Source organism: Bacteroidetes bacterium GWF2_43_63 (genome assembly GCA_001769275.1).
Lineage (GTDB): Bacteria > Bacteroidota > Bacteroidia > Bacteroidales > DTU049 > GWF2-43-63.
The window spans coordinates 60,129-73,488 of sequence record MEOQ01000043.1 but is presented as its reverse complement, the minus strand read 5'-3'; the positions used below and the strand labels follow the sequence as shown (position 1 = coordinate 73,488).

Below are 13,360 nucleotides of genomic sequence, written 5' to 3'. Positions count from 1 at the left end.
GGCCGCAGCCTGCTTTAGAATGACATTTCTATTATTTTTATTTCCCCTGTCGCGCCTTGAATTCTTTCAATCCGTTGTCGAGAAATTCAACAAAAGCATCAACGTCGAGATTGTAGGCGCGGGGCTTAATCAGATCTTTTCCGTTGGTGTCGAGGAGGCAGTAATAGGGCTGGGCATTTTGCTCGTAGCGGGTTACCTGCAGATCGGCAAATTTGCGGCCAATGGTTTTTTTCACTTTGCCGTCGTAGGTCGATGTGATCCATTCCGATTCGGGAAGTTCGGTTTTGTCATCGACATATAAAGCCACTACAATGAAATCGTTTTTGAGGCGTTTCAAGACCTCCGGTGAGCTCCAGACATTGGCTTCCATTTCGCGGCAGTTGACGCAGCCATGGCCCGTGAAATCGAGAAACAAGGGCTTGTTTTGTTCTTTTGCACATTTCAATGCCTGGTCGAAATCGTGATAACCTTCGAGGCCGTGCGGCAAAGCTGGCAGAATGTCTTCAAATTTGGGTTTTTCGCAGAGTTTCGATGATTCGCCATTACCGCCGCCATTCAGCATGGCTGCTTCGCGTACAATTCGGGGCATATCGAAATCGAGGGTCTGCTGTGGAGGCAAATATCCTGACAGAACGCGCAAAGGCGCACCCCACATTCCAGGAATCATGTAAACAACAAATGCAAATACCGCGATGGACATTCCAAGCCGGCCCACGCTGACATATTTCACTTCGCTGTCGTGTTTGAATTTGAGTTTTCCAAGAAGATAGAAGCCGAGTAACGTAAATGTAACAATCCAGATGGCGAGGTAGGTTTCGCGGTCGAGAATGCCCCAATGATAGACCTGATCGGCTACGCTGAGGAATTTGAAACCAAGTGCAACTTCAATAAAACCAAGCACAACCTTTACGGAGTTGAGCCAGCCGCCTGACTTTGGAAGATTCTTCAACCATGAAGGGAAGAATGCAAACAACGTGAAAGGCAGTGCAAATGCGGTAGAGAAGGCCAGCATAGTAATGATGGGCTCCCAGATTGCACCTTGTGTTGACTTGACGATAATGGTTCCAACAATAGGTCCTGTGCAGCTGAAGGAGACAAGTACAAGGGTAAGCGCCATGAAAAACGAACCGAAAATACCACCGCTATCGGCTTTGGAATCGGCTTTGGATGTGGCCCATGATGGCATCACTATTTCGAATGCACCAAAGAAAGATGCTGCGAAAATCATAAAAATAAGGAAGAAGAGAATATTCGGAATCCAGTGTGTACTGAGCCAATTGAAAATATCGGCAGTTATGGCTTCTCCGCCAATAAAATAGGTGATTCCAATCAGAATGGCAATGGGGATGGTGTATAATGTGACAATGCTGATTCCGAAAACTGAAGCGTTGAAGCGGCTCTTGGTCTTATTTTCACTTCCTTTCAGAAAGTAGGAAACAGTCATTGGAACCATGGGGAAAACGCAGGGCGTGAGCAGCGCAAATAGTCCCCAGAGAATAGCTTCGATAATGACTCCCCAGATTGATGTTCCTGCTCCATTAATATCTTCGCCATCGGGTGAAATTACTGCAGTTTCAGTTTTGCTGGTATCTGTCTCTGCTTTATTTGAATCAACAACAGCAATGGCCGTGGTGTCAACCGGATTTTCCTTGTTGTATTGGCTGCCATCAATTTTTATGACCAGGTCATCTTCGACCTGAACGCAGAAACCGTCTTCCTGACAGGCCTGCCCGCTGAGACTGATCGCGAAATCAAAGGTTTTATCCGATAATACCTTTATTCTTTGTGTGAAATATGCTTTTCCTGTCCAGAATTTTTCGGTTACTTTAAAGACTTCTTCATAGAATTCTGTAGGCTTTGGATATTCTGCTACTTTTCCGACTGCAGCAAAAGTTTTCGAAGGCGTGATGGTGAAAACCATGGGCAACGAAGCGCCTGCCGGATTGTACTGCGAGTACAAATGCCAGCCCTGATCGATGGTTGCGGTGAGCACAACATTGGCTTCAGTGTCCGAAACTTTATCAACACGAGTAGCCCATTTAACTGGTTTTACCAGCTGAGCCTGCGTTGCAGCGACTGTGAAAAGTACTGCCAGCGTGAGTAATAATCTGCGGAAATTCATATCTGGAAATTTAAATATATAACGGAGCAAAATTAAGAAATTGTTCAGAGTATTTGCAACTTAAGTGCTTGCGACGGAAAACTTCGGATTCGGAAACGTTCATCGGCGCGGTAGCCAACCAGCCAGGCAATGCGAGAGCCACTGTGTAACACCATGGCCCTATCGCGCTCTGCGACAGTGATTTTGAGATCAGTGAAGAAATCGCCTATTTTTTTTTGCTGATACATTCCCATGGGCATGAAGCGTTCGCCGGCTTGCCATTTTCTGACGAAAAGCGGAAAAATTATTTCATCGGGATTCAGAAATACGGTGTTAACTCCGGTTTTTACCTCGTCTTCCGAGCTAACTACGACCCATTCAGCTTTCAGATTTATTGGAAGCATCGAGGTGTCGAGATCCTCGTCGATATACCAGATGTGGGTGTCGTCGGTTGTGTCCTGCATTCTCAGAATCATTTTTCCCCGATGGACATGCAGTGTTTTTTCTGGCGCCAGAAACTCCCGTGGCTCAGAATGATTGGTGATTTTGAGGATTTCAGCAGCGTCGGCCGGAAAAAATCCATTACCCAGCAAAAACTGCATGAGCAGCAGGTTTGCCGAAGGATGTTGGATCAGATTCAGCAAATCAAGGCCTTCCTTGTTCGGGTCTCCGAACTTTGCGAGTTCGGTTTCAGTTGCCGAAGCAAAATATTTCTGATAATCGCGGAGAAACGAAACTGAACCAGCAGCGCGTTCAATGAAGCCAGGCATAATTTCTTCGAGCAATGGGATCAAATGATGGCGGATTTTATTGCGGAGGTATTTGTCGCTGATGTTTGAACTGTCTTCGACATGCGAAATCATGTTGCGGGCTGCATAATCCTGAATTTCGGCCCTTGAATAATCGAGCATCGGACGCAGCAGCTGATTTTCAATTTCGCGGATGCCGGCCAAAGTAGTCAGACTTCCGCGCCTGTTCAGGCCCATGATGAGGGTTTCAACAACGTCGTCGCGATTGTGTGCTGTGCAGATATAGTCAAATCCATTATTGGCCGCCGTTTCCGTAAAAAAGTTGTATCGCAGTTTTCGCGCGGCTTCCTGAATGTTCATCCGGTTTTTCTGCGCAAATGTTTTTGTTTCAAATCTTGTTTCAAAAAGTCTGCACTTATTTTCTTTCACTGCATCGAAAACAAAATTCATGTCGCGGTTACTTTCTTCGCCCCGAAGCTGAAAATTGCAGTGTGCGACTGCAAAATTCAACTGTGCATTCTGAAACAGATGCAGCATGACCATGCTGTCAATGCCACCACTGATGCCCAGCAAATATTTTTTATTGCGGAATTCAGGGCAAAGATTGCTCAGGTGTTCTTCGAAAGAATGTAGTTCAATCATTGGCCAGCTTCATTGAATTAATAAATGCAAGGGTATTGTTTTTCAGAAAATCGCTGAGATTTTCAGGAGCAACTTCAACACAAGTGTTGTCGCTTAAATTGAAAACATACAACCCCGTGTCCAATCTTTCCGGACGCTCATTTATATGGGTTGCAAAAGTGGCGGGCATCAATATCGCCTCACCAGCTGCAGGCCGGACTCCTGTAAAATAATGGGTCAGAATCAGCAAATCCTGTCGAATCTGTACGTGGCCTGGATTTTCGATGACAGGTTGCAATCGTTTCGATTCTGATAGAACAGAACTAAGCAAATGATTTTTCAGAATTTGCGATTTTTCTTCAAACAGGCATTGGTCCCAGCTTTGCGACGACCTTGTTGCAAATGGTAAAGAGGCAAGTATTGATTTCAGGTTTGCGGAGGATGATTCGATTGCGTTTTTATTGTTTACTGAAATTCCGGACAACGGCAGATACTGAAAAAAGACAATGTCTGAATTATTACTGTTAATCAGCTCTTGCAGCGATCCTGCGTTCAGCTTGTGTTTTCTGATGACGGAAAGAATTTCTTTTTCTTCAGCAGAAATATGGTCGGTGATCATTCCCAATTCTTCGGCCATCCAGATAGATTCAGGACTGGCCTGATTAAAACAGCTATGAAGTTTACTGGCTGAAAACCCTTGTGTTGATGCGGGATTCAGCTGCTCATCAAATATCCATTGTGCTATTTTCAGTTGAGAAATATAAGCCGGAGTAAAATGCACGGTTTCGCTCCGCACATACGATTCAAAGGTGTAGGAAGCTTTGCGGAATTTTTCATCGACTTTGCCGAGCAGAAACCACAATGCCGCCGCCGCAGCGGGCGTCGGATGCGTAAGGAATGAGTCGAGTCCTTCAATTGTCCAGTCAATGACTCTTTCACGTACAATGGGAAATTGCTCAAAACCGGCTCTCAGCGCTGATTTACGATTGTCGTCAAGTGCGGTTTCTGTTTCAATAAATTTTAGTCCGTTGTTGACACCGAGTTCAGTCAGAAAATGATTGAAACGTGAAACAGAAATATCATGTGTGGCTAAAAACGTGATCAGCTGCGGATTTACAAATAATGATCTGTGAAACGAAAGAAATGTCGTTAGCTGTTTATCCGGAATAATGGCCTGATAAGGTTTTACAAAAACTTTGTTTCCGCTTTGTGATTCAATGCACGGAAGGCAATTCAGATCCTTTAATTTTTCGCGGATTCTTTCTTTTACGCTGACTTCCGAAGAAACATAAAGTTCAAACAGATTGCGCCACCAGGCCGATGCCGTCTTCTCTTTGAAACGACGCATAAGCATGTCAGCCTCGGTCAATCCCGGTGCAAAATCGGGAATGCCAAGCATGGCGAAAAAGTTCATGCAATCGGCATCCGAAGCCAGTTCCGGATGAACGACCGAAAACCCGTTGGCAGCTTTACCAATAAAAATCTGCGGTTTTTCGTTTTCGGAAAATGGCGCTGTGAGACGTCTGCTTTTATCTGGAATGATTGCTTTGTGGCGCAGATTGTAATATCGGCCTTTGTGTGTCAGATCCCACAAACGCGGATGTTCAGACAGAAAGCGATAAAATGCCGGATAAAACCCGAGTGGTTTTTTTTGTAAAAATTCAGCGCGACCAGCAATATGAAAAGCGAAAGAATCGATATCTGCCAGTTTTAATTTGTGCACTTTTCGCAGAAACGAAACAAAGTTGTCGTTGGCAGCGATAGTTAGATGCAGGAATCCAAATCGACTGTAGATGCTTGCTATATCTTTTGATGTAAGCAGGTGAAATAAATTTCCATCTTCGCTGACACATAATCCGGATGCCGTATGCAATTTGCCGCTGGCATCAGCCAGACATTTTTCTTCAGCAACAAACTTGCTCAGACATTCGGAAATCGAGGCTGATATCGGGTCTGGCGAAGTATTGTTCCACGAAAACAGTTTCCAGAAATCAGTTGTAATTAATTTGTTGCTGAGCAATGACCGCAACGAAATGCGCATCAGATCTGATAAAACAGCTAATACGGAATTATTTTCCGGCGTCCATTCTTCGGAGAAAGGGATGTTTTCGCGATTCGGCGTTGTTGTGAAACTGCCATGAACAATGATGGAATGGGCAATATGGAATTGCGTCGGAAAATATACTGCGACCTGAGGAATTATCTCAGGAATAAACTGGTCGGACTCGTCGATTGGGAAAGCAATGGCCGCCTGACGATTGGGGCCGCTGCTGCGCTGAAACAGAATATAGCGCGATGATTTTCTGATGCCGTTTTTGTTGGAAACAATTGTTTTGACCAGTATGTTTTTTTCTTTATTATCTGTTTCGGCGCTGAAAACAACCGATTCTTCATCAGCCACAATTTCAATTTGCATTATTTGTTTCAGAAACAAAAGAAAAACCGGATTCAATCCGCAAATTCTTTTTTTCAGCATATTTCTGAAATCCGCGCTGACAGATGGTTTGAACGGGAGGAAAATGTGAGTAGTAAATTCTTCAGTAAAGCGAGGTTCGCATTCTTCAAGCACTTCAAAATCTGAAATCCGGTAATGATGTTTTCCGCTGTGAATTTCGGGCAGGTCGGTAATTCCATATACTGAGCGAAATCCAATACCGAATTTTCCAATCTGATTAATTCCGGGTAATCCTTTCTTGGTAGTTGAAGCAAATGTGGTGATGGCCATCAGGTCGGTTTCGCTGAAGGGATCACCGTTGTGGAAGAATGAGATTCCATTGTCATCGATGATGATTTTCACAAATCCGAACAGGGTGTTGTCTTTTCGCCGGGCGATGGCATCTTCAGCGTTCTGAATCAGTTCCTCGATGAAATGATATGGATCGGAATACAGCATGGAAAGGATTTGCCCGTGCCGGTTTCCTTTGGCGCGATTAGCTGCAGCAGCAATCCGGCTTTGGTTGATATGTTCCTGTAGGGAAATGCTTTTCATTCAGATACAAAGTTAGCGAAAAACCAGCATTATAGGGGCTGTCTCACAACGTTAGTTTCTTCAAAAATAATATTCCATCGTCCGCAATGCTTTTTCAGGTAAAGCTCATGGCAGGCGGATATGGAATCGTTATTTTTGAGTCTGATACGACGATTCCATATTCCGGCCGGAACAACTTTATTAACTACAAAACCGGCCGGAACGATGGAATATCGTAACGGTTTTTAATTTTGAGACAGCCCCTTGCACTCAAAGAAAAACAGCTGCCATTTGTGATGACAGCTGTTTTTGAATTCAAAAAAGAAGTTGACTTAATTGGTCACTTTTCCTTTTTTGGTAGAGTAGTTAATTTTAAAAGCACCCACTTTTCGTAGTTCCTGCTTAACGTCAGTCACAACACCCATTTTCACTTTTTTGTCAACCTTAAGTGATGTTGTAAGGAACTGGCGGTCGGCTTCGTTACGGGCAGCGCGTTCTTTTTCGATGAATTCAGCTATATCGTCAGATGATGCAAACTGATCATTGAGCTGAATTCGGGGTTCAGAGCCATAGGAGCGAGTGTTGATAGGTACGCCGATGAAGATGTAGGAAACAAGGTTTTTGCGTTCCAGTTTCTGAACTTCAGTTGCATTTGGAGCCGAGATACGTACAAACAGAGTCGCCTGACGGATGGTAGTAATAACCATAAAGAAGAAAAGGAACATGAAAATAATGTCAGACATTGATCCAGTGTTGATGCCTGGAACAGACTTTTTACCTGATTTTTTAAATCTTGCCATTATTTTTTCACTCCTATATCTTTAGGTTCAGCCTCGGAAATGGCCACAGGAATGGCTTTAGCAACTGCTTTGGAATAATCGGCTGAGAGTTCTGAGAATGGTTTGCCGAATTTGCTTTTTGCCAGGTCGTCGCGCATTTCATTAATAGCGGCGGCCAATTCATTCTGTACTTTCACATACATTTCATAGGAAGTTCCACGGTCGTTCTGGAGCGAAATTACGCCCTTAGACTTTTCGTAGGGACCAATGAAAGGAATGTTTTCCATTTCCTTTTGAGACAGGGTTTTGTCATTGGAGGGATTAAGGAAGAATTTTTTTGCTTCCTTGCGGAGAGTGTTGATGTTACCGGGTTTTCCTTCTACGAGCAACATGTCGTAAGCATTGACCAGAACAACGAATACATTTCGTTCGTTGACTTCAGGTACTTCTGCGTCGATATCCGGCATCGGAGGCAACTTTCTCGCTAATCCCAAATCTGTATCAATATTGGATACGAGCAGAAAGAAGGTTAGCAGAAGAAAAGAAATATCTGCCATCGATCCAGTATTGAGTTCGGGAGCTTTTCTTGCCATAATTCGGTGGTTATTTATTAATAACGTTTTTCACACCAAAGAAAACGAGCAGACCTACAAAAATGGCGAGCAGAGTGTAAATGGTGAAAAGACCTGCGCCAATAATTGGGCTCCAGCTCATTGATGTACCTGTTTTTTCAAAAAGAGTAGCTGATACATCGTTGGATGGTGAGATAAAATAGAACAACAAAACAATTCCGACCAGTGCTGCGGCCAGGATAATGGTTGTTATGCTTTTTTTGCCGCTGGTTGCTGCAGAATAGGCAGTGAAAGCAATCAAAGCCAAGATAGCAATTGCAAAAATTGAATAAGTGACATACAGTCTCAGATCAATTCCTGCAAAGATCATGATTGCAGCAAGCAGAATCAAGGTTGCAATAATTGCAATACTTTTTACTGATTTCATGAGCCTACTGTTTTTGAGTGTTTTTTGCGCGGAAAATAATATCCATGAATGAGATGGATGTATCTTCCATATCATTTACGAGTTTTTCGATGAGAGAAAGAACGAAGTTATAGAAAATCTGAAGGATGATAGCTACGATAAGACCAAACACTGTGGTGATAAGAGCAACCTTCATACCGCCGGCTACAACGGTTGGGCTGATATCGCCAGCAGCTTCGATGTCGTCGAAAGCCTGAACCATACCGATAACTGTTCCGAGGAATCCGAGCATAGGAGCCAGAGCGATGAACAAGCCAATCCATGAGAGGTTGGACTCGAGACGACCCATCTGAACTCCGCCATAAGCAACAACGGCTTTTTCAACACTTTCTATTCCTTCATTAAAGCGGTCTAGACCCTGATAGAAAATACTGGCAACTGGTCCGCGGGTATTGCGGCAGATTTCTTTTGCTCCGTTTACGTCGTTTGCCTGGAGTGATTCTTCAACTTTCTGGAGAAGTTTTTCCGTATTTGTACGGCTCAGGTTCAGGTAAACAATACGCTCAATAACGAGTGCAAGGCCAAGAATAAGACAAATAAGGATTGGAGTCATCCAGACTGCACCACCTTCGATGAATTTTTCTTTCAGAACGAGATGGAAACTTTCCTTGGCTACAACTTCCTCGCCGCCGGCGGGAGTTACCTGACTGGCAGCTGTATCTGCTGCGGCTGAGTCAACGGCTTCTGTTTTGGCTGTGTCTGTTTTTGCATCCTGGGCATAGGAAACTTGGGTCGCACCTAAAAAGAGTACTCCCATGATGGCAACCAGTGAAATCAACTTTTTCATAATGGATTTGATTTTCGTTTAGTTTGTTTTTTGATTGTTTGCAATGTTTTTTGGTTTGCGGAGAGAGTGGGATTCGAACCCACGAGCCACTTTAGGCGGCTACACGCTTTCCAGGCGTGCCTCTTCAACCGCTCGAGCATCTCTCCTATTGAAACCGGCAGCTAAAATACAAAAAAATTGACACAGGGGAGGCCCCAAAAAATATTTTGAGCCACCGTTAAATGATTCATATGACCTGTTTTTAATAAATCGGACAGTATGTCACGTCCTTTCATCATCAAATTGCTATTCTCTGCCATAAATAGTGGCTCCAACGATATCTTTTTCTGCCCAAAATATTTCGTTTGGATTGATTCTTTGTCCAATTAAAGTCTGTCTAAAAATTATGTCGAAGGCAAAAACAACATTCCACTTCCGCCCCGGCGGAATAAACTCTCGCAAGCGACGTAGGAGCTGAAGGACATGGGACCGTTGTTTTTGTAGTTGTTACGACGGTTCCATGTTCCGGCCGAAAGTCATCCCTCGAAGGGTTTGAAACCCTTCGAGGGATTTAAAACCGGCCGCAACGGTGGAATGTCGTAACAATGAACTGTTTTTAGACAGTCATTTAATATATCCTGTAATCTGAATAATTTGTGTCGGAAGGTAAATATCAGCTCTTGTACAAACCTTCATTTTCAATCATCATTGCTACCGCTTCCGGTAAAAAGAAACGCATGTTCCTGCCTTCACTTATAGCATCGCGAATAAAACTGGAACTGATTTCCATCAGTGGGGCATTTATCACTTCTACATGCGGATGGCCTATATGTGGCTTTCCATCAAAGCCGGGGCGCGGATAAACGAGTATCCTGTTTTGTTCAAGAATCGTTTCCCACGATTTCCATTTGTGGAAGGTCTGAATATTGTCCATACCCATGATGAGGCAGAATGCATGATCCGGGAACTTCTCCTCAAGGTTTACCAAAGTGTTTATGGTGTAATTGGGCGTAGGCAGGCCGAATTCAACATCACTCACGCGCATGCCGGGGCAGTTGCCAATGGCGCGCCGTACCATCTCCAGCCTTGTGCGCCCTTGGATGAGCGACTGTTTTTCTTTTAAGGGGTTTTGTGGCGATACTACAAACCAGATTTCATCGATGTTCCCAAACGCAAGCAAATAGTTTGCAATGGCCATATGCCCAATGTGCGGCGGATTGAATGATCCGAAATATAAACCGATTTGTTTTTTTGAATTCATGCGCTGGTTTCTTTTTCAAAAATACAATAATCCTGAAACTTGGTGTCGGATTGGGGGAAATGCTTTGAATGTTTTCGTTACAAACGTTACAGACGTTACGCGTTACAGACGTTACAATCGTTACAATCGTTACAAGTTACAGTCGTTACACGTTACAGTCGTTACATGCTAGCTTTCAGCTCGCAGGAGGAGCTTTGAAGGTTTTACTGCTTCAACGCACTCAGGTCGCGCTTCACGTAGAACGTGACACAGTCGCGACGCAGAGAGGTTGCAGCAGGAGCTGAATTGTTTTTTTATTTTCAAATCAATACATTATCACATCAATGCTTCAAATCTAAAATCAAAAATCAGATATCTTAAATCATTCGAGTTCTTTGCCCGGATCCCAGAAATGCTTTTCAAAACCAATGATTTTATCATCAATCACTTTGATGCCTTCGTTTTCGAGCAGTTGCTGCATTACATCCGGTCCGCCAAACCAGTGCTTGCCGGTAAGCAGGCCATTACGGTTCACCACGCGGTGTGCAGGAATCTTAACAGTACTTGCATGCGAGGCATTCATGGCGTAGCCCACAGTTCGCGATGCCTGCGGCGATCCAAGATATCGGGCAATGGCTCCATACGATGTGACTTTGCCGCTTGGGATAAGCTCCACTACCTGCCAGACCTGTTCGAAAAAGTCGCTTTTCTTTTTCATGATTAAAGTTGGAAAGCTACATAGCTGATTTTCTTGCCCATTTCCAGCCACATTTTTTCATAAAATGTCTGAATGTTGTGCAAGGGGTCGTCGCCGGGAACAGCATACAAGTCGTCAATTCGTTCTATGATTGTTAGCTTGTTGTCGGAAATTACTTCCATCGTGTAATCAAATAATTCTCTGCTATCGGTCTTTAAATGTACAATGCCATTTTCTTTCAGAAAAACTTTGAACATGTTTAAATAGCGCATCGAGGTCAGGCGCTTGTTCTGGCGACAGCCGGGCTGCGGATCAGGAAAAGTAATCCAGATTTCATCCACTTCGCCGGGGGCAAACCACAATTGCAGCAAGCCAGCCTGAGAGCGCACAAATGCGGCGTTTTTTATTTTTTCGTCTTCAATAGTTTTCGCACCGCGCCAGATGCGGGCTCCTTTGACATCGACCCCGATAAAGTTTTTGTGCGGAAAATATTTGGCCTGACCGACAGTGTATTCGCCTTTGCCACAGCCAATCTCGATTATGAGCGGATTATCGTTTTTGAAGAATTCAGTTTTCCAGTTTCCCCGCATGGGGTGCCCATTGGGTGATAGCTGTTCGAATGGCATTTCGAAATAATGCGCAAAAGTTTTGTTTTCGGCAAAATGCTGAAGCTTTTTCTTCGCCATACCTGTTAATTCTGATGCAAAAGCCAGATATCGTTTTTATTCTCAGAAAGTTTGGTTTTGTTTAGAAAATCAAGCGCTGATTCGCGGCTTGCAAAGCCCTGATAAGCTACCCTGATCCGCCTGTCGGCTTCGGATACAACCACAACGGCTCCGGAATAGCCCTTTGCTTTAAGGTTGTTGCAGAAGTTTTCGGCTTCGACTTTGTCAGCAAAACTCCCAGCAATCACAAAATAGGTGAGGGGACCTTCTTCAATGATTGTATCAGCTGCGGCTGAGTCCTGAACCATGGTGTCGGATGGGACAACCATATTTTGGGTGGTGTCAGTCAGATTTGTAGTTGTTGAATCCGAGACTGCTTCTTTCTTGTCGAAGATTGAAATGGCCTTTTCCCAAAGGGGAAGAATGTTTTCGGGAACCTGTGGAACGAAAAACCAGGATGCAACGCCGCCACCGATAAGTAAAATCAGCAGAATGAGCCATACGCGCACGCGTTTTTTTCGTTTCGGTTTGATGACCGGAGCAGCGGCCACTTGTTTGGTGACAACATTGGCTGTGAATGCCGGCAACCCGTGGTTAAACGAGTCGGGTTCAGAAGTAAACTGAAGCTGACCGGATTCTGTAACCTGAAGTTTTCCAAGTCCGGGGAAATGATAATTCCCGATTTTCTCGAGCTGGAATTTAATGCCCACAATATAATTATTGCAAATTTCTATGGCATCGGATTCAAGCGTAATGTTAAAGTCACTATCTCTGAGCAAAATATCGCCAAGCCGGTTTTCCTGTTCCTCATGCTCTGCAAAAGACACATCAGTATGCGGAGGCTGAAAGTCGCGCCCCATGCGTTGCGATGTTGCCGGAGTTTCGGATAGGGTAAATGTCCCGATACCTGGAAGCACAATACTCTTGTGTTTCAGCAGAAGGCGGGCAAACAGAATGTCGTTTAAAGCTTGCATATAAGAAATAAAAGTCCAAAATAAACAAAAAAACCCCGCTTTCGACGGCGAGGTGCTCGAAATATTTTGCTACGGACTAGCGCTTGTGCATTTTCTCGTCTGAAACAGTCAGTCTGTGACGACCTTTAGCTCTGCGGCGGGCAAGAACCTTGCGTCCATTGGCTGTTTCCATTCTGTGGCGAAATCCGTGTTTGTTTCTTCTCTTGCGGTTCGATGGCTGAAAAGTACGCTTCATGACAACTCTCCTTTTTTGAAATTTGGGAGTGCAAAATTAGAAAATCTTTTTGGATAAACAAAACTTTTCTCGATTTAAAATAATTTGTTCAGATTCAATATTATGGTATTTGACCCGTTTCTTTACAACAAATGATGATGAATTATGAAACTGATTATTGGTTTACTGGCTTGCAGCCTTGCTTTGATGTCCTGTTCCGATATAGATCCTGATGCACCCGACTGCATCAAGCATAGCATCCGTGGATTTCGCTCCACCACTGCCTGTGATGAGGGTGCCAATGTGAAGGAATATCTTTTTCAGAATCAATTGGTGTATGTTTTCGATCCAGGCACCTGTGGAGCTGATATGACATCGGAAGTTATGGATGAGGGCTGCGAAACGCTCGGATATCTGGGCGGCATAGCGGGCAATACGATCATCAATGGCGATAGTTTCTCTGGCGCTGATTATCAGCGGACTATCTGGAAAAATTGATTTGTCTTATTATCGCTCCTGATTTTGTTAAATTAAAAAAACCGCCCCTT

Annotated in this window: 14 protein-coding genes and 1 tRNA gene; 1 reads left to right on the top strand and 14 read right to left on the bottom strand. The window is 44.0% G+C overall.

The features are described 5' to 3' along the window. Positions 1-37: 37 nt before the first annotated feature. The 14 genes from A2W93_15900 to A2W93_15835 form a co-directional block, all read right to left on the bottom strand. Positions 38-2,122, bottom strand: a complete 2,085-nt coding sequence (locus A2W93_15900; GenBank protein OFY53151.1) for a hypothetical protein — start codon at positions 2,120-2,122, stop codon at positions 38-40. Positions 2,123-2,166: 44 nt separating this feature from the next. After that, positions 2,167-3,492 (bottom strand): tRNA lysidine(34) synthetase TilS, encoded by a 1,326-nt coding sequence (locus A2W93_15895; protein OFY53150.1) that lies wholly within the window; start codon positions 3,490-3,492, stop codon positions 2,167-2,169. Further along, positions 3,485-6,460, bottom strand: coding sequence for a hypothetical protein (locus A2W93_15890; GenBank protein ID OFY53149.1), 2,976 nt, complete (start codon positions 6,458-6,460; stop codon positions 3,485-3,487). The genes A2W93_15895 and A2W93_15890 overlap by 8 nt, the downstream gene beginning before the upstream one ends. Positions 6,461-6,771: 311 nt before the next feature. Then, entirely contained in the window at positions 6,772-7,239 is a 468-nt protein-coding gene (locus A2W93_15885) for a biopolymer transporter ExbD (GenBank protein ID OFY53148.1), read from the bottom strand. Beyond that, positions 7,239-7,811: a biopolymer transporter ExbD gene (locus A2W93_15880; protein OFY53147.1), complete on the bottom strand. Its 573-nt coding sequence runs from the start codon at positions 7,809-7,811 to the stop codon at positions 7,239-7,241. The genes A2W93_15885 and A2W93_15880 overlap by 1 nt, the downstream gene beginning before the upstream one ends. Before the next feature lie 10 nt (positions 7,812-7,821). Then, a complete protein-coding gene (locus tag A2W93_15875) occupies positions 7,822-8,217 on the bottom strand; it encodes a hypothetical protein (GenBank protein ID OFY53146.1) in 396 nt (131 codons plus the stop codon). A 4-nt stretch (positions 8,218-8,221) separates the two neighbouring features. Beyond that, the gene (locus tag A2W93_15870) at positions 8,222-9,043 is read right to left on the bottom strand and encodes a flagellar motor protein MotA (GenBank protein OFY53145.1); all 822 of its coding nucleotides are present in this window, start codon (positions 9,041-9,043) and stop codon (positions 8,222-8,224) included. Between the two features lie 55 nt (positions 9,044-9,098). Beyond that, positions 9,099-9,189, bottom strand: a tRNA-Ser gene (locus tag A2W93_15865). A 15-nt stretch (positions 9,190-9,204) separates the two neighbouring features. Next, positions 9,205-9,408: a hypothetical protein gene (locus A2W93_15860; GenBank protein OFY53144.1), complete on the bottom strand. Its 204-nt coding sequence runs from the start codon at positions 9,406-9,408 to the stop codon at positions 9,205-9,207. A gap of 287 nt (positions 9,409-9,695) precedes the next feature. Next, positions 9,696-10,283 carry a nicotinic acid mononucleotide adenylyltransferase gene (locus A2W93_15855; GenBank protein ID OFY53143.1) on the bottom strand — a complete coding sequence of 196 codons (588 nt, stop codon included), beginning with the start codon at positions 10,281-10,283 and terminating at the stop codon, positions 9,696-9,698. Between the two features lie 361 nt (positions 10,284-10,644). Then, entirely contained in the window at positions 10,645-10,980 is a 336-nt protein-coding gene (locus A2W93_15850; GenBank protein OFY53142.1) for a cysteine methyltransferase, read from the bottom strand. Between the two features lie 2 nt (positions 10,981-10,982). After that, positions 10,983-11,645 (bottom strand): tRNA (guanosine(46)-N7)-methyltransferase TrmB, encoded by a 663-nt coding sequence (locus A2W93_15845; protein OFY53141.1) that lies wholly within the window; start codon positions 11,643-11,645, stop codon positions 10,983-10,985. A gap of 5 nt (positions 11,646-11,650) precedes the next feature. Further along, on the bottom strand, positions 11,651-12,598 hold the full coding sequence (locus A2W93_15840) for a hypothetical protein (GenBank protein OFY53140.1): 948 nt from the start codon (positions 12,596-12,598) through the stop codon (positions 11,651-11,653). A gap of 76 nt (positions 12,599-12,674) precedes the next feature. Next, complete coding sequence (locus A2W93_15835; protein ID OFY53139.1) at positions 12,675-12,833, bottom strand: 50S ribosomal protein L34; 159 nt, start codon at positions 12,831-12,833, stop codon at positions 12,675-12,677. Positions 12,834-12,977: 144 nt separating this feature from the next. On the opposite strand from A2W93_15835, the gene A2W93_15830 reads away from it, so the two are divergent. Beyond that, entirely contained in the window at positions 12,978-13,310 is a 333-nt protein-coding gene (locus A2W93_15830; protein ID OFY53138.1) for a hypothetical protein, read from the top strand. The last annotated feature ends 50 nt before the right edge of the window (positions 13,311-13,360 follow it).

What these genes read in the sequence shown, in the direction of transcription:
- A2W93_15900 (OFY53151.1), bottom strand. Translation starts at nt 2,122, where the DNA reads ATGAATTTCCGCAGATTATTACTCACGCTGGCAGTACTTTTCACAGTC.
- A2W93_15845 (OFY53141.1), bottom strand. Translation starts at nt 11,645, where the DNA reads ATGGCGAAGAAAAAGCTTCAGCATTTTGCCGAAAACAAAACTTTTGCG.
- A2W93_15870 (OFY53145.1), bottom strand. Translation starts at nt 9,043, where the DNA reads ATGAAAAAGTTGATTTCACTGGTTGCCATCATGGGAGTACTCTTTTTA.
- A2W93_15855 (OFY53143.1), bottom strand. Translation starts at nt 10,283, where the DNA reads ATGAATTCAAAAAAACAAATCGGTTTATATTTCGGATCATTCAATCCG.
- A2W93_15875 (OFY53146.1), bottom strand. Translation starts at nt 8,217, where the DNA reads ATGAAATCAGTAAAAAGTATTGCAATTATTGCAACCTTGATTCTGCTT.
- A2W93_15890 (OFY53149.1), bottom strand. Translation starts at nt 6,460, where the DNA reads ATGAAAAGCATTTCCCTACAGGAACATATCAACCAAAGCCGGATTGCT.
- A2W93_15880 (OFY53147.1), bottom strand. Translation starts at nt 7,811, where the DNA reads ATGGCAAGAAAAGCTCCCGAACTCAATACTGGATCGATGGCAGATATT.
- A2W93_15830 (OFY53138.1), top strand. Translation starts at nt 12,978, where the DNA reads ATGAAACTGATTATTGGTTTACTGGCTTGCAGCCTTGCTTTGATGTCC.
- A2W93_15885 (OFY53148.1), bottom strand. Translation starts at nt 7,239, where the DNA reads ATGGCAAGATTTAAAAAATCAGGTAAAAAGTCTGTTCCAGGCATCAAC.
- A2W93_15895 (OFY53150.1), bottom strand. Translation starts at nt 3,492, where the DNA reads ATGATTGAACTACATTCTTTCGAAGAACACCTGAGCAATCTTTGCCCT.
- A2W93_15835 (OFY53139.1), bottom strand. Translation starts at nt 12,833, where the DNA reads ATGAAGCGTACTTTTCAGCCATCGAACCGCAAGAGAAGAAACAAACAC.
- A2W93_15840 (OFY53140.1), bottom strand. Translation starts at nt 12,598, where the DNA reads ATGCAAGCTTTAAACGACATTCTGTTTGCCCGCCTTCTGCTGAAACAC.
- A2W93_15850 (OFY53142.1), bottom strand. Translation starts at nt 10,980, where the DNA reads ATGAAAAAGAAAAGCGACTTTTTCGAACAGGTCTGGCAGGTAGTGGAG.